Below are 18,900 nucleotides of genomic sequence, written 5' to 3'. Positions count from 1 at the left end.
TCGGTCCGCTTTTGACTTCACGATGCCGAATTTCTCCAGCAGCGCATACGCTACTTCCTTCTGGTTCTTCGGAATCGCGTTATCCGTTTCCGTCATCGCCAGTTCGATGTTTTCCAATCCTGTCAGATAGCTGATCAGGTTGTACTGCTGGAACACAATTCCGATCTTATTGCGGCGGTACTTGTACAGTCCGATCTTATCCAGATCGTCCCCTTCGTAGTAGATTTTGCCGCTTTCCTGCTTATCCAGTCCTGCGATGATCGACAACAAGGTCGTTTTACCGCTGCCGGACGGGCCAAGGATTGTGTAGAACTGCCCCTGCTCAAACTCATAGGACAGATCCTTCAGAATCTGACGCCGGAAGCCGCCGTCTTCATAGCCGTAGTTCAGATTTTCTAACTTTAATATCGTTGTCATTTTCTCTGTCCTCCTTAGTTCTGATTCATTAAGATCTTCTTCGGATTAAACCGCATGATCATAAACGACGGAATCAGAATCGAAATGAAGACGACGCCGATGCCCAGAATGTAGATTTCCGCAATGATCATCGGACTGATCTGAACGTCGTATTCCGCTAACAAATCATCCTGGGTGATCTCGGTGAAATAATTCGTTTCGCCATAATAGAAGTTATTGTTGTTGTTATTTTCATCTGCGTATTTATTTTCCGTATCGACCTGGTAGTTCAGCACCATCTTGCCGACCTGCTTGGCCACCAACGAACCGCTGGCCACCGACAGGGTGAAGCCGATCAGCGCCACAATGACCAATTCGATAAAGAACTGCGCCACAATCTTCGCCTTGGATACGCCGATCGACAACAGCACGCCGATCTCATATTCCCGGGTTTTCAGCGTTAAGGCCGTAACGAGGGTGATGATAACGACGGCGTTGATCACAACGATCCAGACGATGATGTTGGAGAACAGCGACAGTGTATCCAACGGCCGCGCCAGCTTCTTAAAGGTTTCATTGTTGGCATTCAGAATGACGTAATCGCCGGTCTGATCCTGATAATCCTCAACGAACTGATCGACCTGCAGCGGATCTTCTAAAAGATAAACGGCCTTAGAAGCCCTGTCGTAGTCTTCCTTCGACATAATATCTTCTTCTTTATAATACTCCGGCATCGTCGTCATGTAATAACGGTACGATTTAACGTAGAAATCATAATATTTGTCGGAAGCCGTGGTCGCCGGCATCAACAGCGTGTTCTGCGGCGATTCATAGCGAGCCATCCATTTATATTCGTCGGAATTGGGATCCAGCTGCTCGTTGCTTTTATAGATACCGATAACCTCCAGGGACAGAAGCAGATCGTCCTCCGTAAGCTCAGAACCTTCCATCTCCGTAATCTGCGATGGATCAGTGATGTTGACGCTGATCGTATCGCCGACACGCAGATTGTTCAGTTCTGCCAATTCTTTCGGGATACAAACAACCGCGGCGGAATTGTCAATGTCTTCCTGCGTGTAGAAACGGCCTTCCAGCATCTCATAGGTGCCGTCCTGGAATTCGATCATATCCGGATACTGGTTAGTCTGCACGCGCAGATCCGCCGGCTTCCAGTTATAAGACATCATGGAAACCGCACCATCCACAGAAGCTTCCGCGTTTTCCTGCTGATTGTAGTTCTTGTCAAAATCATTATTCAGCGGAACCGATTCAAAATCCTTGGCATACATCTGCTGCGTGGAAATGAAGTTGACCGCCTTCACCCGGCTGTCCGCTTTTAACTTTTCAACCTTATCCAGTGTGAGCCGCGGCGAATTTTTATAAAACGCTTCGCGTTCATCGTCATCGGTAATCTTATCCGCGTCATTGTAATAGGTCGTATAATCCAATTCCAGTGAAACGACCGCCCGCATTTTCTGACGGGTCAAAATTTTTGCATTTTCAGCCGCATTATTGATGCCCAGTCCAATGATGACCAGATTGCCAATCAGGAAAAAGGTTACGGCCAGAAGAACCGATTTGGACATCTTCCGTGTCACATTTTTAAGCGCTCGATTGAAAAAATTCATATTTCTCATTCTTCCTTTCTGGTTAAAACTCAGGGAATCAACAGAACGGGGGTACAGCCGGCGCTTTATTCAGCGGCCGGGCTGCCCTCGCTGGTGTTTTGAGTTCCGTCGTTCTTATCCTTATCCGGTTCGTTTAACTTATCCGGGTTATAGAATACATCAATGCTTAAAGCGTCGCCAGCTTTCACCTTCGTATTTGGGTCTACCGGCTCTCCGCCTTTCTTCACAAGAATCTGTCCATCTTCTTTGCCTGCACCTTCCGGATCCTTTGTAGATACATAATTGAAGCTGCACGCTAACTTATTCGTATCACAGAACGACTTCATCGCAGCTTCCGAGCCCAGCGGCGTCAGACCGATCTGAACCTCTTTCGGCTCCTCCGGCTTCGGCGTACAGCCGCCAGTCGATTTCTTATACCCAATCTTCGCGTTCAGCGGCAATGGCCGATCGCAGCCGTGCGGCAGATCGGTTCCATCATTAGCCATACAGTGATAGCTGATGATCTGGCCCGGTGTCGGATACTCGTCCGAGCATTCTTCGCCGTCCCACGCGCCCGCCGTAATGCTGGCGCCGCGGTAATTGACATCGTCAACCCATGCGTTCAAAGCCAGGTAATCCTTACCCAGATATTCGCGGCTGTTGGTCTGCAGCTGCGGCATATACAGTGAAATCGTCAGTTCCAGAACCGTGCCAGAATCGACCTGGCTGCCCGCCTTGATCGACTGCGAGATCACGCTGCCGGCCGGCGCATCGCTGTAAACTTCCTTTTTGACGATGGAAACCGCGTTTTCCTTGTTCGCAGCCCAGGCTTCCAGCTGATCCTTTGTGTAACCGACTAATTGCGGAACCTTGACGGCTTTCCCCTTGGAAACGGTCAAGGTCAGCGTATCGCCCTGCTTCATTGTTTTGCCGGATTCGATCGACTGGGAAACGACCAGTCCGGTCGCAATCGTGTCATGGTAAACCTCGACGATCTCCAGCTCGACCTTTTTGCTTTTCGCCCAGGTCTCAGCGCTGGACACTTCCTTCTTCACGAAGTCGTCGACGGTAACCTCACCGGCCGGCTGCGGTCCCTTGGACACGCTGATTGTCAGATTGGTGCCGCGGGTGAAGTTGTTTTCATTCACGGATTTCAGATCGAAGGAAATGACCTGATCCTTTTCCACCGTGTCGCTGTACACGGTATTCACCTTCACCTTCGACAGCTTGTTCTTACTGATCCAGTCGTTGATCTCGTCAAGCGTCATGCTCTTGATATCCGGGAAATCAATCTTCTCATCCGGATCAGCGCCTTTGGACACCTCGAAAATCAACGTTGAATCCTTCTTGATTTTGCTGCCTTCTTTTTTATTCTGAGAAATGATCTGGTCGGCGTCATAATCCATGGAATATACCTGATTCATGACGATATTCTTGGTGTCGATGCCGTTTTCCTTCGCCCAGATTCCAACGTCGTTGGTCGTTTTGCCAACAAAGTTCTCAACCTTGATCTTTGGGGCAAAAAACAGGAAATACACGCCGATGATCGCGATGATCAAAGCTGCGGCGGCGCCGATCATAATCTTCGGATCCAAACTGCGCTTCGGTTTAACGATCCGTTCTACTTTTTCTTCTTTGAAGCTGTCCGGCTTTTTCTCAATCTCAGAGGCCAGGGAGTTCAAATAATCTTTTTTTGGTTCTGCCATTACGGTTCTCCTCTCCTTTTTCTTTCCATAATCCAAACATAATCTGATAACCTTATCTATTATAACATAGCGGATTTCGCATTTTCTTAAATCTTTATGACAACCGTAAACGTGCGGAAAAAGAAAACGCCGCGCCCGGCATTTCATCGCCAGCGCAGCGTCTTTGTATTTTTTAGTTGAAGTAAACCTTGTCCAGGAAAGCGTTCAGATCGGAGCGCAGCTGCTCGATTTCTTCCCCATAGTTTTCCGATTCATTCGCCGGTGTGCGGTCGTTGACAAACCGGCCGTAGTTGGTCGTGCCCCAGAAGGCTGAGGTATCGTCGTCGAAGACCTTGAAGGCGTTCATGTAAGTATCCCACTTTTCATCTTCAATCCCGACGCCGTCGCCGATATAACCACGTCCGCCGCCGAGGTAGCCGCAGTTCATGATCGTGAAGTAGCTCTTGTCTTTTAACAGACCTTCCAGACCGTTCGCGCCGTCCTGGTAAGCAAATTTCTTCGCGAAGACTTTTTCTTTATATCCTTTGACGATCGTGATTTCAGAATCATGCCAGTTCGGATAGACGAAGATCAGATGATCGGCCTGGCTGACCAGATCCTGTTCTTTTTTGATATCTGCCGACGGTTCGCCCTGGCCGTCCTTGGCGTAATAGAAATCCGCCGCGGAAAGAACCGGATTGAAGTTCATCGTGTACAGATCGCGCATTTCCACTTCCATGCCTTGTTCTTCCATGTGCTTCATCGCCGTGCGGGCCATATCCCACAGGACGCTGTTGTGACGCGGATCGCCGATGACAAACAGCGCTTTTTCCTTATCGCTGTCAGTGAAGCCGGCTGGCGTATAATCCTGAATGTAAGCTTCCTGAACGATCGAAGCAGAAGTGACCGAATCGACAGTCGGACCGGTAAAGGAATCGGTCTTGGCCGTGCTTTCCGGCGTCGTTGTGGCTTCCGGCGTGGTTTCCGGAGTTGGAGTGGCTTGTGGCGTCTGAGTGGCGCAGCCCGCCAGCATCAGAACCGCAGTCAAAATGAGAATCAGTTTTTTCATGCTTTCCTCCTTGCGTTTTCCGAGTTTTGTGAGCAGGATCGACCAAAAGCTCAGTTTCCGAGTTTTGTGAGCAGGAAAAACTAAAAGCTCAGTTTTCGAGTTTTACGAGCAAGAAAGAACTAAAGCTCCGCCGGAATTTCCGGCTACCGGGATTTATTATAGCATAGATTCCAGCGATGTCCAGACGTTCACAAAGCAGAAAACCGGCGTTTCCACCGGTTTTCAACAATTTAGTAAAATTACAGCGTGGCTTTAAGCTCCAGAAGCATGTCGCGCAGCTCGGCGGCACGCTCGAAGTCGAGCACCCGGGCGGCGTCTTTCATCTCTTTCTCGAGATTGTCGATCAGCTTCTGTTGTTCCTTCTTGCCCAGTTTGGATTTCTTCTTCATGTAGCGGGCGGCCATTTCCTGCGTTTCCTTGCCATGGATCGCTTCGCCGATATCCTTGACAATCGTCGTTGGCGTGATGTGATGTTCTTCGTTGTAGGCAATCTGAATCGCACGTCGGCGGTTGGTTTCCTCGATCGCTTTCTTCATTGAATCGGTCATCTTATCGCCGTACATGATGACGCGGCCATGCGCGTTTCGGGCAGCACGGCCGATCGTCTGGATCAGCGAGCGTTCTGAACGCAGGAACCCTTCCTTGTCAGCGTCCAGAATCGCAACCAGCGATACTTCCGGAATATCAATGCCCTCGCGAAGCAGGTTGATGCCGACCAGCACGTCGTATTTGCCCCGGCGCAGGTCGCGGATCGTTTCCGTGCGCTCCAGCGTCAGTGTTTCATGATGCAAATAGGCGACCTTCAGATCGTTCTTTTTAAGATAATCCGTCAGGTCTTCCGCCATCTTAACGGTCAAAGTCGTGATCAGCACGCGCTCGTTGGCCGCGATGCAGTGATGGATTTCATCCAGCAGATCGTCGATCTGGCCGCGCGTCGGCCGCACTGTGATTTCCGGGTCCAGCAGGCCGGTCGGACGGATGATCTGTTCGACGACCTCGCCGTGGACTTTTTCCAGCTCGTAATTGCCCGGCGTTGCGGAAACATAAATTGCCTGATTAACGAGTGTTTCAAATTCTTCAAACCGCATCGGCCGGTTATCCAGCGCGCTCGGCAGACGGAAGCCGTATTCCACCAAGGTTTCCTTACGCGCCCGGTCGCCGTTATACATACCGCGGATCTGCGGCAGCGAGACGTGCGACTCGTCGACGACCAATAAGAAGTCCTTCGGGAAATAGTCGAACAGGTTCCACGGTCGCTGCCCCGCAGGCCGGCCGTCGATATGCGAGGAATAGTTCTCGATCCCCGGACAGACGCCGAATTCCCGCAGCGCTTCCAGATCGTAGCGGCAGCGTTGTTCCAGCCGCTGTTTCTCGACCAGCTTGCCCTGCCGGTCCAATTCGGCTAAGCGCAGCTCCAGTTCTTCCTCAATTTCCTGACAGGCCCGTTCAATCTGATCCTTCGGCCGGGCATAGCCGCTGGCCGGGAAGACGTTGTAAACGGTATACGCGTTCTGCAGCTTGCCGGTCAGCGGATCGACTTCGCAGATGCGTTCGATCTCGTCGTCAAACATTTCAATCCGAAGCATAAACGTGTCGGTATGGCCCATGTTGACCTCGATCGTGTCGCCGCGCACGCGGAACGTCCCGCGCGCCCGATCCATATCGTTGCGCTTATACTGGCGGTCGACCAGCTTGCGCAGAAGATCGTTGCGGTCGATGTGATCGCCGACGCGGATCGTGAAGAACATGTCGCGGTACTGGTTCGGGTCGGACGACGCGTAAATGCACGCGACCGAAGCGACGATGATCGTATCGCGCCGTTCCAGCACGGAGTTGACAGCCGCCATCCGAAGCATATCCAGCTCGTCGTTGGTCATCGCGTTCTTTTCAATATACGTATCTGTTTTGGGCATGTAGGCTTCCGGCTGGTAGTAATCGAAATTGGAAACAAAGTATTCCACACGGTTGTGCGGAAACAGTTCCTTGAATTCGGAATACAGCTGGCCGGCCAGCGTCTTGTTATGAGCGAACACCAGCGTCGGCCGGTTGACGCGCTCGATCACGTTGCCGATCGTAAACGTCTTGCCCGTGCCGGTCGCGCCCAGTAATACCTGTTCTTTCTTGCCGGCCGCTAAGCCGGCGACCAGCTTGTCGATCGCCCCCGGCTGATCGCCGGTCGGCTTGTATTTGGAAACTAACTGAAAATGTTCATTCGCCATTAAGAATGCTCACCGCCTTCTGCAGCTGATTGTCGACGCTTTTATCCATCGACCAGCGATAGCGGACGCCGGAAACCAGCGACTGCAGCGTGGCGGCGTCCAGCACCCCGCTTGCCTCTAAATTATGCTCCGACTGATACCAGCGCAATGCCTGCGCCGTCGAAGCGTCGAAATAGCCGTCGCTGCGGCCGGCCGGATAGTCCAGGAAAGCAAGCGCCTTCTGCGCTGAAGCGACATGCTCGCTGACCTGATCGAGCGTATAACTTTCGTCCTCTTCCATCATAAAAGAAGCCGTCGTCGTCTGCAGCACCGGCGGCAGCTCGACGATCTGATCCGGAGTGATGCCGACACCGTTGATCCATTCCTCGTTCGGTGAGAGCCAGCGGGAGTTCGTGTATTTCAGCACCGAACCGTCGGCGAACGGCCGCTGCACCTGCACGCTGCCCTTGCCGTAGCTCTGGGTACCGATCAGCGTCACGTCATCGCGCTGTTCCTTCAGCGCCAGCGTCAGCACCTCGGAAGCGCTGGCGGTATCGCCGTTGATCAGGATCACAATCCCTTGAATATTTTCAAACTGTCCGGCCGTTGTATGACTTTCCACCCGCCGGCCGTCCTTGTATTCCTGCGTCATGATCAGTGTGTCCTCCGGCAGAAACAGGCTGGATACGCTGACCAGCGCGTCCAGATAGCCGCCGCCGTTGTCGCGCAGATCGATGATCAGCCGCTCCAATCCCTGCTCGCTCATCATGCTTAAATACCGTTCGCATTCCACGCCGGTCGTCGAGCCGAACGAAATGATTTCCAGATAGCCCAGCGATCCGTCGAGCATTTCGCCATAGACCGTGTTGTTGACCTCGCCGCGGGTGATCGTCATCGTCACCGGTTCGTTGTCGCGCAGCACTTCCAGCTCAACCTGTGTCCCAGCCTCGCCGCGCACCAGATCCGCGACGTCATCGCTCGGCAGATCGGTCAGATCCTGACCATCAGCCTTCATCAGGATATCGCCAACCTGCACGCCGGCGTGATAGGCCGGGGAATCAGCGAACACGCGGGTCACGATCTTCGGTCCGGACGCGTTGTACTGAATGCCGATGCCGACGAAGTTGTTGTCGATCGCGGTGGAAAACGCCAGCGTCTGTTCCGCTGACATGTAGGTGGTATGCGGATCCAGCGCCGAGCTGCTCATGCCGTAAAGCGCACTGTCGATCAGATCCTGCTCCAGGTTTTCGTCGTCCTTGCCGAAATACCATTCGTTTTTCATGATGCTGTAAATCGAATCCAGCTTGCCCTGGGCAAACTTGTCTTGATTGACCGTGCCGCCGACACCGGCGGAAGAACGAACCGGATGAAGCGTGCCGCCTAACAAAAAGCCGACGATAAAAACGACCGCCAGCGAGGCGATCATCAGCGCCGTGACCTGTTTGCGCCGCTGACGCTCGCGCATTTCATCCGGCCACAGATGGCGTTCTAATTTAATCTTCACTGTTTTCTTTTCATTTTCACTCATTCGGGTCACCTCAGTTTTTTTATTGTACCACAGTTTGCGGTTCCAGCCTGACCTCTCTGTTATTTTGAACAGATTTTCATCTTCTAGCCGGAAATCGGCTTTAACTTTTTTCAAGTTCTAGTATAGCACAGAGATCGCCCTTTGCCTAGCGTTTCACCCGCGGCATTCCGCGTGCGAAGACAGCCTCTTTCCCCTCAAATCATTCCAATGACCAGCGGATTTCACTCTGATCGTGATATAATCAAAGGCAGGAGGAACAACGAATATGTTTAAACAATGTATCATCGTCGAACCCGTCGGGATGAACGAAAACGCGCAAGCACGGCTGCGCCGGCTGGCGGAGGAAGTCATCGAATATCCGGATTCCCCGGCCAGTGAAGCGGAACTGATAAAGCGGATCGGACAGGCGGACTGCGTGCTGGTCAGCTGGCGGACGGAAATTCCCGCCTCCGTACTGCGTCAGTGTCCGTCCATCGTCTACATCGGGATGTGCTGCAGTCTGTATTCGGAAGCGAGCGCCAACGTCGATATCGCCGCGGCGCGCCAATTGGGCATCACGGTAACGGGCATTCGCGATTATGGCGACGAAGGGGTCGTCGAATATGTGTTATATGAGCTGATCGGCTTTCTTAACGGTTACCGCCAGGCACCGTTCAAGCCGGTCCCGCTGGAGCTGACAGATCTGAAGGTCGGCATTCTCGGCATGGGAACCACGGGCCAGATCATCGCCCGGGGATTGATGCATTTCGGCTCGCGGATTCAGTATTACAGCCGGACGCGCAAGCTGGATTGTGAAGCGGAAGGGATGGAATATCAGCCGTTGGACGCGCTGCTGCGGCAGAACGACGTGATCTGCGAATGTCTGAATAAAAACGCAATTGTGATGGGACCGGAACAGTTCCGGCTGTTGGGGGATCATAAAATTGTCTTCAACACATCGATCGGTCCCGGCCACGACGTCGAAGCGCTGAAAGCCTGGCTGGCGCTGTCGGATACGCATTTCTTCTGCGACAGCGAACGGGCGTTGGGCGATGAAGCGCTGCTCGATCATCCGCGGGTGCGCTGCTTACGGACTTCGGCCGGCAATTCGGTGCAGTGCATCGACCGGCTGGGACAGAAGGTGCTGGCCAACATGGAGAATTTTCTGAATCAGCGAAACGGTTAATTCCTCACGGCAACATCTTGAAAAGTCCCGGAAAAGCCTGTAAAATCAATAGTCTTAGTAAACTAAAAGACGCTTATTACACCACTACTACACCATTTTTGAAAGAGCCCTGACGGGACAGGAAAAGCAAGCTAAAATATAATCATTATGGGAAATCGAGGTGACATGATGGAAAATCATTTGACGCCATACCAATCAGTTATTACAGAAATTAAAAGCATTATTTCTTCTGGACAAGAAGCAGCCTATAGTGCTTCCAGTAAGGCAATGCTGCTTACCTATTGGAATATTGGCAAACGAATTGTAGAACAGGAACTGGGCGGCAGTGAACGTGCAGAGTATGGTAGAGGTTTAATTTCTGCGTTGGCAGACGATTTGACAAAAGAGTTTGGCAAAAATTATTCCAAAAGAAATTTGCATTATTACATCAAATTTTATCAGTGCTTTCCCGATGAGCAGATTGTGAACGCGTGCGTTCACAATCTTAACTGGACGCATATTAGGAGTCTTCTCCGTGTTACGGATGAAAATGCACGTTATTGGTATATGAAGGAGGCGGTTAACGAGAGCTGGAGTTCAAGAACCTTAGATCGTAATATCAGTACGCAATATTATCATAGACTTCTTCAAGCTCCGAAAAAAGATGCTGTAATTGAAGAAATGAAACAGAAGACGGCGGAACTTCAGAAAAATCAATTTGAACTTATCAAGAGTCCGGTGATTGCAGAATTCCTTGGATTCAAAAATGAGGATACTTACTTAGAGGGCGATTTGGAATCTGCCATTCTTTCACATATTAGAGATTTTTTGATGGAATTAGGCAGGGGATTTGCGTTTGTTGCTCGGCAACAACACATTGTAACGGAAACATCTGATTATTATCTGGATCTTGTTTTTTATAATATTGAACTTAAGTGCTATGTACTCATTGATTTAAAGATGGGGAAGATTACGCATCAAGACGTCGGACAGATTGATATGTATGTGCGTATGTATGATGATTTAAAACGAGGTCAGGGAGATAATCCTACCATTGGGATTCTATTGTGCTCAGAAACTGATGAGGATATCGCCAGATATTCGGTACTGCATGATAATGACCGACTGTTTATGTCTAAATATCTGACTTATTTGCCTACGAAAGAGCAACTGAAAGCAGAGATTGAGAGACAAAAAGAAATATTCTCTATGCAGCACCCAGTCCTACAAGAGAATTGGGAGTAGAGAAATAGATATTGGTTAAATACTTATAGGAAGGGAATGTGACTATAACACCACTTACTACACCATTTGCCCGTGAATTTGCGTAGATTTATAAAGATTAGCGTAGGTTTGAAGCAAAAAACGAAGAATGAAAAAAGCGCCGGAAAGCTCGTAATATCAAGGCTTAAAGGCTTATGAAGGGATATAATCAAGATGATAAAAATACTATTTATTTGCCACGGCATTATCTGTAGAAATCTCTAAAAGCCCTGTAATACCAAGGCTTTTCAGACTAGAGAGCCGTGCTGCTGCCCCACTGCTCCATCAAGGAATCTCGATATGACAAAAATCATAAAACAGAGGTCAAGTGACAGCGTCAGGGAATTGCGGGCATGGCAGATTGCCGCTGTTCCAGAGCAGCTTTAAGCTGGGAGTCTGAATAAGGGTAGAGGTCATGGAAGATAGAGAATTGAATGTAAATGGCAGCGCCCATTGATCGTTTCTGATCAATGGGCGCTGTTTCATTTTATTGGAGTGCCTTATTGATCTTCTCAATAAGCGTTTCAGCAACCTGTCTTTTGGCCAGTTGCAGCGTTCGGATTATTTCAGTAGATATTTCTTCGCAGCACCTCTGCCGATAATGTCAATCAGTCCATTTTCATTCATCTGACGAGCGAGCAAATAGGCTCTCGTCTTTTTAATATTCAGTAACTCCTGCAGATCTTCATCGGTCATTTCACCGTACTCGGCTAAATAATCTATTACCGTTTTCATTTGCGGCGTGATTACCCCAGGGACTTTCTCAGTTGTTTCCGGCATACTTTCGGAAACAGCACCGCTGACATTCATATTTGGCAGTACCAGTTTGAATGTGTTTGTTGTAACTTCAATGCGGGGCTGTAATGCGCAATCTTTGTAGAGCGCATAGATTTTACGGATGCCGGTGCCGTAGGATTCGATCAGTCTTAAACGATGGAAGATTTCAGCCAGCTTGCGGTTACGTGGCTGAGAAATTCCGCTGCGAATATCGTCCGCAGAAAGACCGGGCAGCAAACCGCCAAGAGAAATAAACTCGATGCAGGAATCATTGACATTGATAATGATGCTGCCGCTGTAGCTGTAATCACGATGGACAAGTGCATTGAGTAAGGCCTCACGCAAAGCATCCTCGGGATAATCAGACAGTTCCACTCTCTCCAAACCTTTGAAGGTAGCGGCGGTACGATTGCAGAGCATCAGATACGCATAGCTATCATCGAGCTGCTTGAAGATGGAACCACCAAACTCCTTTGCATCCTTAAAGGTAATATTCGCTTCGTCACCAAATACTGCGATCTTGGTCGTATGCTGACACTGGTCTGACAGGATCATAGCCAGATTGGTATATTGGTCGTCGTGGATATTTCGCAGGCCGAGCGCAATGTACTTTTCTTCCGAAAAATCAACCTTATACCGTTTGAAGGCTCGCTCAGCCTCCTCAAAGGACAACTCCTGCGTAGCCGTACGCATTTCCTCAAATACGTCGCCGTCGGAATCTTTAATCATTCTGCGTATTTGATCCGGGGATGCCTGCACGCTGGATGCCCCCTGACGAACATACACGCCGTTGGGCTTCATTCCCTTTGATTTCAGATAATAAGGCTTATAACTGCCTTCACCAACTTCAATCTGAATCACTTTATTATTTTGGAGGATATACCGCACAAACAGGGTGACATCTGGTGCAATAGCGTCACGGATGCCATTGGTCAGGCGGGTGTAAGTTTCATCCACATTATCAATACCTATCAGCTTGCCTTTATCATCGATGCCGATGTAAATAACACCGCCGTTAGTATTCGCAAATGCAATGACTTCCTTGTAAATGTCATCAATCATCTGAGATTTATATTCAATCCGCTCACTTTCATATTGCATACATTATTCTTCTCCTTAACAGCTCAGCTGTTGTTATCTATATTATACTCCGATTTTCACTTTTTCAATTAGTGTTAAGTGAATATTCACCTTTTATTCACTTTGATAATGTGAAAATTCATTTTTTTCGCTTTCGTTCTCTTGTTTTTGTCTGCAACATCATACTTTTCTAATAGAAATAAAAAACGCCGGCTCTCAAGCCCCGTTTGCACACGACTTGTTTACCGATGTTTTACCTTTTTCTGTCTACGATCCGGCCCCGGCCTCCAACAGCCGCTCGACCATTTCCGTATAGCCTCCCTGAATCGCGTAATCCAAAGCGCTTTTCTGATACTGATCACACAGATTCACGTCGGCCCCGGCTTCGATCAGTTTGCGCGCGCAGTCCAGATTACCACGTTTGGCGGCCAGGATCAGCGGCGTCTGTCCCGCTTGGTCGGCGCCGTTCAGTTCCGCCCCGGCTTCAATCAACATCGCTGTTAACGGCGCGTTGTTTTGATAAGCTGCCAGGTGCAGCGGCGTGCTGCCGCGGTTGGAGCGCAGATTCACGTCCGCCTGAGCCTGGATCAGCAGCTGGGCGATCATTAAATTATGGGTTCCCGCCGCCAGAAGCAGCGGCGTTTCGTGCCGGTCGTTGACCTCGTTGAGCCATTGGGGATGCTTGGGAATTAACGTTCTGACGAGCTCGCCTTGTCCGCTGAGACAGGCGATATGCAAGGGGGTATTGCCCTCACCGTCCTTCTGGCTGTCGCTGGCTCCCCACAGTTCGATCGCTTTCAAGCCGTTGGCCGCGGCATAATCGGCGGCGCTGTGACCGGCGTTATCCTTCGTTTCCGGATTCGCGCCCTGGCTGATCAGAAACTTGGCGGCTTCCACTTTTTTATAACTGATTGCACTCATCAACGGCGTAACGCCCTGATCGTCGCTCACCTCCGCCGGACAGCTTTCCAGCAACAGGCCCATGATTTCCCGGTTTCCCACCGCGGCCGCCTGATGCAGCGGCGTAACGCTGTGATTATCCGCCAGCGTCGTGTCCGCGCCCCGCTTTAACAAGGCGATCACGACATCCCGCTGCGCTTGCGCACAGGCGTAAAACAGCGCGGTCCGGCCTTGTCCGTCGCGTTCATTAACGTCGAGATCCGGTTTTTTTAAGAGCGCCAGCGCCACGCCCTTCTGGCCGGTGCGGCAGGCTTTAATTAAGAGTTCAGCCACGTTCTCCCTCCTTTTTCAGCAATAAATTGACAACCAGCTCAAATTCATTTTCCACGGCGATGTCCAGTGCTGTCATCGACTTGTTATTGACGAGTGATAAATCGAGTTCCGGCGCTTGCAGCAGCTGGGTGACCAGCGCCGCCGCACCGGAAGGATCGACACGGGTGCGGGCGCGGATCAGCATCGTTTCGACCGGCGTTTCGCCGATCAGCTTCCGGCCGCACGCGATCATCAGAGCGGTATTGCCCTCGTTGTCCTGCGCATTGACGTCGCAGCACTCAAGAATCATGGAAATCAAGTTCTCCGCTTCCGCGCATGGGTGTTCCGCCAGATAATGCAATGGCTGACGGCCGTCGGCGCTTCGCTGACGCCAGACGTCGCGGCGGATCATCATTTCCAACAGAACCTCCTGGAATTTCCGGTCTTCCACCCACCAGCCGGCGTCGATATGACCGCACAGCACGTGCACCGGCATTTCGCCGTTCTCCGTTACCGGCTGATCCAGCATCGTCAGCTGCCGGGTTAAGCCGCGAAACATTTTTTTGATGGAGCAGATCGTTACTGGATGCGTGATCCGCGTCCGGGATTTCAGAGCGGTTAGAAACTGGTAAAGCGCGCAGTTTTCCACTTTGCCTTCAAACGCCAGCGGCTCAGCTCCGGCTTCCAGCAAGAGAATCGCCGCTTCTTCATTCAGAAACCGGCAGGCCAGCGCCAGCGCGGTCATTCCCTGTTCTTCACCTTCGTCCAGCGCCGCGTCCAAGTCGACGGGCTGACTGATCCAATAGCGCAGGCTGTCCTGATCGTTCCGGCGGGCGGCTTCAAACAGCGTCAAGCCGCCGCTGGCTTCCGCCTGTCCGCTTAACAAGGTCGCTACCGCTTTGCCGCCAAACTGTACGGCCAACTGCCGCGGCGTCAGACCGCTGTTATTTTTCTGATCAGGATCCTGTCCCAGTTCGAGCAGGATTTCCACAATCCGCACGTAAGGCTGTTCCAGCCGGACATGGGCTTCGCCTCGCGCAGAGTCGATCAGATTCAGACTCCGGCATACAAGATGCAGCGTTGTATCGCCGTTGGACAGCACGATCGCCGCAGGGTGCAGATGAGAAAGAAGCAGCGCTTCAAAGATCGGGACGTTGACGCGCTGGGCGGCCAGCTGATAAAACGTCAGTCCGGATTCGTCGCGTTTTTCTTTCGGGCAGCCGGCATTCAACAGACGGATACAGGATTCGGTTACCGCCTCAGGGTATTCGGCAAAATCCCGGAACCGGACCAGGCTGTGCAGCGCGGTCCAGCCGTAATGATTCACCGCGAACGGATCGCAGCCGCGGATCAACAATTCCCGAATCATGTCCCCATCCGCCTGCTCCGCTGCCAAATGCAGCGCGGTATTGCCGGCATCGTCCGTTTCATCCGGATCGATCTCGTCGAGAAGCAAGGCCAGCCGCGTCCGGTTCTTCTCCGCCAGCGCCGCTTTGAATTGTTCGAGCATGAATTAATCCGTCAGCTCACTGATCCAGGCGCACTGCGCCCAGACGCCCGGCTGACCGTCCTCGTCTTCATCCAGCAGCTCCGTCAAGAGCTCAATGCCTTCCTCAAAGCGCTCGCTGATCCCTTCCTCGCCGTCAAACGCCGCGATCCAGAACAACGAACCGAAGACATACGACAAACCGAACTCCGTCCAGGAATCAAAGACATCGATCATTTTCTCAGCGATCTGATCCAGCCAGGCCCAGCTGTCCTCCTCGTTGATGTAACCGACCGTATAGCCCCAGCGGACAACCGTCGCCGCCCGGCCGTAATCCCAGCCCAGAATATAATTTTCCGGCAGCTTGTCCTTGAAATACTGCGCCAGCTTCCAGCATGGCAGTACGGATTCCAGTTCCTCTTCATCCTCGGGATCGTCCATCAGTTCCTGCGGATTCGCAGCGGCCTGATAACGCGAATATTTCGCCTGATGCCCGGCTGTCGTCAGCTCGCGCAGCTTCTCCGTCAGCTCCGCCGGATTCGTGATCCCCCAGCTGCTTTCAAGCATATCCTTGATCTGATCAATAAACTCCGGATCCTCTTCCATCGCCAAGCCATCCATTTCATGGGCGTTTTTTAAGCTCATGTAGGCGGTAAGCAAGATTTCAAACGTGCGGAAGGTTTCATGGCTGCGCGAAAGTGTTACGCCTGGTTCTTTTTCCAGAACCCGCAGACTCTGGATCTTCTCATTGATCGATTCCAGATCATATTCCGGGTCGCCGCCGCCCAGGAACATCCGCGTGAGCTCCTCCGGATCACCGCCGAACAAATCCGCAAAATCACCCATGGAATCCGTCAACCCGGACAACGGATTTTCGCCGCCGGCCATGGATGCGCTCAAATTCTGGATCATCGCTTCCGTCTGGGCCTGGATCTGGCTTTCCGTTTGATTCATCATCGCCGCGGCCGCGCCCATCGCTTCCTTCATGACCTGATCCATGTCCATGTGCTGCATCATCGCTTCCTGCTGCTGCAGAATTGAAGCGGCGACTTCCTCGCTGGATTTGCCAGAAAACATCGCTTCCATCATTTTTTCATATTCTTCCTGAACTTTTTTGTAGTCGTCTGCCATTCTGAACTACCTCCTGTTTTCTAACTTTATTATCCGATCAGTCCCGATGGAGATCAATGTTTTTCCTGCTTTTTTTGCGAATCGTAAGAAATAGAAAGATGAATTTTCTGAAATCCAAAGCCGGGAAGAACGTGGTCGGATCATCCTCGCTTCACCGGGACAAGTGTTCAGTGACAAAATCAGCCGTAATTTCTGTTGAAAACCGGAACAACTGTTATCGATCATTAACTGTTAATCCTTTCCTTGGTGCTTCCTAATTTACAGTATTGAGGTTCACCCTTATGAAATGCTTTGAAGTCAGTTGAAATCTCTCTGATTGATTCTCTGAAATCTCTCTGATTGAAAATGACTAATTTCTCTGATTGAACTCGTAAAATCGCTCTGATTGAAAACAATTAAACTCTCTGAATGGATTTATAAAATCTATCAGAATGATCGGCGCAGTTTGTATCGAAGGACCAAAAGAGTGTGGAAAAACCTGGACTGCTTCTCATCATTGCCGCAGTGAAATCTACCTTGGCGATTCCGCTGAACCTTTTCATATACGAAAACTTACCGAACTGATCCTTAACCGGGTTCTTGAGGAAGAAACACAGCGATGAACCGTTAATGTCATTGGCGCAAAATGAAAGCCCAACGCAAAGATCCCTGTTTTCGCGATCCAATCCTATTTTTAACTTTTTTCAGAAGTCCGACAGGCTTTTCTTTGAAGTGCTTGAACGTCATGAACTGTTCAAGATTTTTTTATTCCTTTGAGCGGCACTTTCCTAATCAAGAAAAACACCCGGGGACAGTGGCTGAACATCGTTTCAGCTATCCCTCCCGGGTGTTTTATTCTTCCTGGAAAGCAGGAAATTTCAATTTTCATGAGTAAGTGAACGAAAGCTTAGTTCTTCCACATTTCAGATTCGCATTTAATATCCGAAGACCGTTTCCGGTTTAACCCGGCATGGCGCGCCGACGTTAGCGCACAGCCGGTTCAGACCAGCCGCGCCCCAGCCTGCGCCGAAGGCTAAATCGCCGCTCCAGCTGCTGGCATAGCTTTCCAGCGACATCGTGCCGAGCTTAAACACCTCGATATGCACGTGCGCGCCAGTGACGTTGCCGGACTTGCCAATCGCGCCGATCTGATCGCCGGCGTTGACGACCGTTCCGGTTTTTAACGGCGTCCCCGGACTCATATGCAGATACTTCACGGCATAGGTGACGTCGTTAATGCTCGTCAACAGGTACACCTGATTTCCGCCGCCGCGGCTGCCGCCCTGGGCTTCACCGCAGGAGTTGCCGATGTAGCCGTCGTTGGAACAGCCGTCAGCGCTGGCCAGCACGACGCCGTTGCCGGCCGCAAAGATCGGCGTGCCGACCCCAGCCGCGATATCCATGCCCAGATGAACGCCGCCGTTGACGTTCAGGCCGTAATGCCAGGTTCCCGCGGACAACCGGCCGCTGTTGGTCGGACGAGTGAAGCCGCTGGAGGTCACGATCGAATCCAGCCCCAGTGACTTGATCATCCCTTTCAATTCATTCAGGCTGCCGGAAATCTGATTTCCTTCGGCTTCCAGTTCAGCCGCCCGCTGTTCATATTCCTTCTGCGCCAGCTCGGCCGTCGCCTTTAAGCTGACAACCTGGCGTTTCTTGCTTTCAACGTCCGTCTTCGCGACTTCCAGTTCTTCTTTTTCCACATTCAGCTGTTCCTTATCGGCATTCAGCTGATCCATCAATGTCTTCAAGTCTTCCAGCGATTTCTTATCATAATTCATGATATCGTTGACGCCCTGAATCCGGCGCAGCAGCGAAGCGAAATCCTCTGCGCCCATTAAGAAATCCAGAAACTGATTCGTGTGCATCGTCTGTTGGGAACGAACTAAACGCTGTTCCACCTTTTCCCGCAGCGCGTTGATCTCGTTTTCTTTTTGGAGAATCTGTTCTTCCAACGCCGCAATCGAATTTTCCTTTTCAGTGATCTGCGCGTTCAGCGTGTTGATCTGTCCCTGCAGCGAGGAAATCTGCGAATCATAATCCTTGATTTCCTGACCGACCTTCGCCAGATCCGCTTCAATTTCCTTCCGCTTCTTTTTAATTTCATTCAATTCATTCTGCAGCTCGCTGTTGCGTTTGGCCGCATAATTCTGACATTCCGTCTTCTGTTCATCGGTCAGGTTAGAACCGGAACACATCGTCAAATAATAAACATCCTCGTCATCATCTGCCATGACGGGCAACACCATGCCTGTTAACAACAGGACGCTTAATAGAATCAGTCCTACTTTTTTCATCGTTTCCACCTCAGATATTTCGTCACCGACATGAAGCTGCCGATCAAG

Annotated in this window: 13 protein-coding genes; 2 read left to right on the top strand and 11 right to left on the bottom strand. The window is 51.0% G+C overall.

Annotation, left to right across the window (positions count from 1 at the left end):
- The 6 genes from HOLDEFILI_RS01370 to HOLDEFILI_RS01345 all read right to left on the bottom strand — a co-directional run.
- A partial coding sequence (locus HOLDEFILI_RS01370; RefSeq protein WP_006057541.1) for an ATP-binding cassette domain-containing protein occupies nucleotides 1-417 on the bottom strand: 417 nt, incomplete at its 3' end.
- A 14-nt stretch (nucleotides 418-431) separates the two neighbouring features.
- A complete protein-coding gene (locus HOLDEFILI_RS01365; RefSeq protein WP_244264294.1) occupies nucleotides 432-1,982 on the bottom strand; it encodes an ABC transporter permease in 1,551 nt (516 codons plus the stop codon).
- A gap of 107 nt (nucleotides 1,983-2,089) precedes the next feature.
- Nucleotides 2,090-3,709, bottom strand: a complete 1,620-nt coding sequence (locus HOLDEFILI_RS01360; RefSeq protein ID WP_039863653.1) for a PASTA domain-containing protein — start codon at nucleotides 3,707-3,709, stop codon at nucleotides 2,090-2,092.
- Nucleotides 3,710-3,881: 172 nt separating this feature from the next.
- Nucleotides 3,882-4,757 (bottom strand): NAD(P)H-dependent oxidoreductase, encoded by an 876-nt coding sequence (locus HOLDEFILI_RS01355; protein ID WP_006057538.1) that lies wholly within the window; start codon nucleotides 4,755-4,757, stop codon nucleotides 3,882-3,884.
- A 239-nt stretch (nucleotides 4,758-4,996) separates the two neighbouring features.
- Nucleotides 4,997-6,976, bottom strand: a complete 1,980-nt coding sequence (gene uvrB / locus HOLDEFILI_RS01350) for an excinuclease ABC subunit UvrB (RefSeq protein WP_006057536.1) — start codon at nucleotides 6,974-6,976, stop codon at nucleotides 4,997-4,999.
- Nucleotides 6,966-8,483: a S41 family peptidase gene (locus tag HOLDEFILI_RS01345; protein ID WP_039863652.1), complete on the bottom strand. Its 1,518-nt coding sequence runs from the start codon at nucleotides 8,481-8,483 to the stop codon at nucleotides 6,966-6,968. Before HOLDEFILI_RS01345 ends, uvrB begins: the two co-directional genes overlap by 11 nt.
- 265 nt (nucleotides 8,484-8,748) lie before the next feature.
- Here HOLDEFILI_RS01345 and HOLDEFILI_RS01340 point away from each other — a divergent pair, with 265 nt between their 5' ends.
- A complete protein-coding gene (locus HOLDEFILI_RS01340) occupies nucleotides 8,749-9,648 on the top strand; it encodes a D-isomer specific 2-hydroxyacid dehydrogenase family protein (RefSeq protein WP_006057533.1) in 900 nt (299 codons plus the stop codon).
- 168 nt (nucleotides 9,649-9,816) lie between these two features.
- Nucleotides 9,817-10,872: a PDDEXK nuclease domain-containing protein gene (locus HOLDEFILI_RS01335; RefSeq protein WP_208854934.1), complete on the top strand. Its 1,056-nt coding sequence runs from the start codon at nucleotides 9,817-9,819 to the stop codon at nucleotides 10,870-10,872.
- Between the two features lie 579 nt (nucleotides 10,873-11,451).
- On the opposite strand, the gene HOLDEFILI_RS01330 is transcribed toward HOLDEFILI_RS01335, so the two are convergent.
- The 5 genes from HOLDEFILI_RS01330 to HOLDEFILI_RS18155 form a co-directional block, all read right to left on the bottom strand.
- The gene (locus HOLDEFILI_RS01330) at nucleotides 11,452-12,768 is read right to left on the bottom strand and encodes an RNA-binding domain-containing protein (RefSeq protein WP_006057530.1); all 1,317 of its coding nucleotides are present in this window, start codon (nucleotides 12,766-12,768) and stop codon (nucleotides 11,452-11,454) included.
- A gap of 246 nt (nucleotides 12,769-13,014) precedes the next feature.
- Nucleotides 13,015-13,980 (bottom strand): ankyrin repeat domain-containing protein, encoded by a 966-nt coding sequence (locus tag HOLDEFILI_RS01325; RefSeq protein ID WP_006057528.1) that lies wholly within the window; start codon nucleotides 13,978-13,980, stop codon nucleotides 13,015-13,017.
- A complete protein-coding gene (locus HOLDEFILI_RS01320; protein WP_006057527.1) occupies nucleotides 13,973-15,469 on the bottom strand; it encodes an ankyrin repeat domain-containing protein in 1,497 nt (498 codons plus the stop codon). The genes HOLDEFILI_RS01325 and HOLDEFILI_RS01320 overlap by 8 nt, the downstream gene beginning before the upstream one ends.
- A 3-nt stretch (nucleotides 15,470-15,472) precedes the next feature.
- The gene (locus HOLDEFILI_RS01315; protein ID WP_006057526.1) at nucleotides 15,473-16,576 is read right to left on the bottom strand and encodes a DUF1266 domain-containing protein; all 1,104 of its coding nucleotides are present in this window, start codon (nucleotides 16,574-16,576) and stop codon (nucleotides 15,473-15,475) included.
- A 914-nt stretch (nucleotides 16,577-17,490) separates the two neighbouring features.
- A partial coding sequence (locus tag HOLDEFILI_RS18155; protein ID WP_006057522.1) for a murein hydrolase activator EnvC family protein occupies nucleotides 17,491-18,900 on the bottom strand: 1,410 nt, incomplete at its 5' end.

Origin of the sequence: Holdemania filiformis DSM 12042 (assembly GCF_000157995.1) — a bacterium.
GTDB classification, from domain to species: Bacteria; Bacillota_I; Bacilli_A; order Erysipelotrichales; family Erysipelotrichaceae; genus Holdemania; species Holdemania filiformis.
The sequence above is the reverse complement of the archived record's forward strand: the minus strand, read 5'-3'. Positions and strand labels throughout refer to the sequence as shown.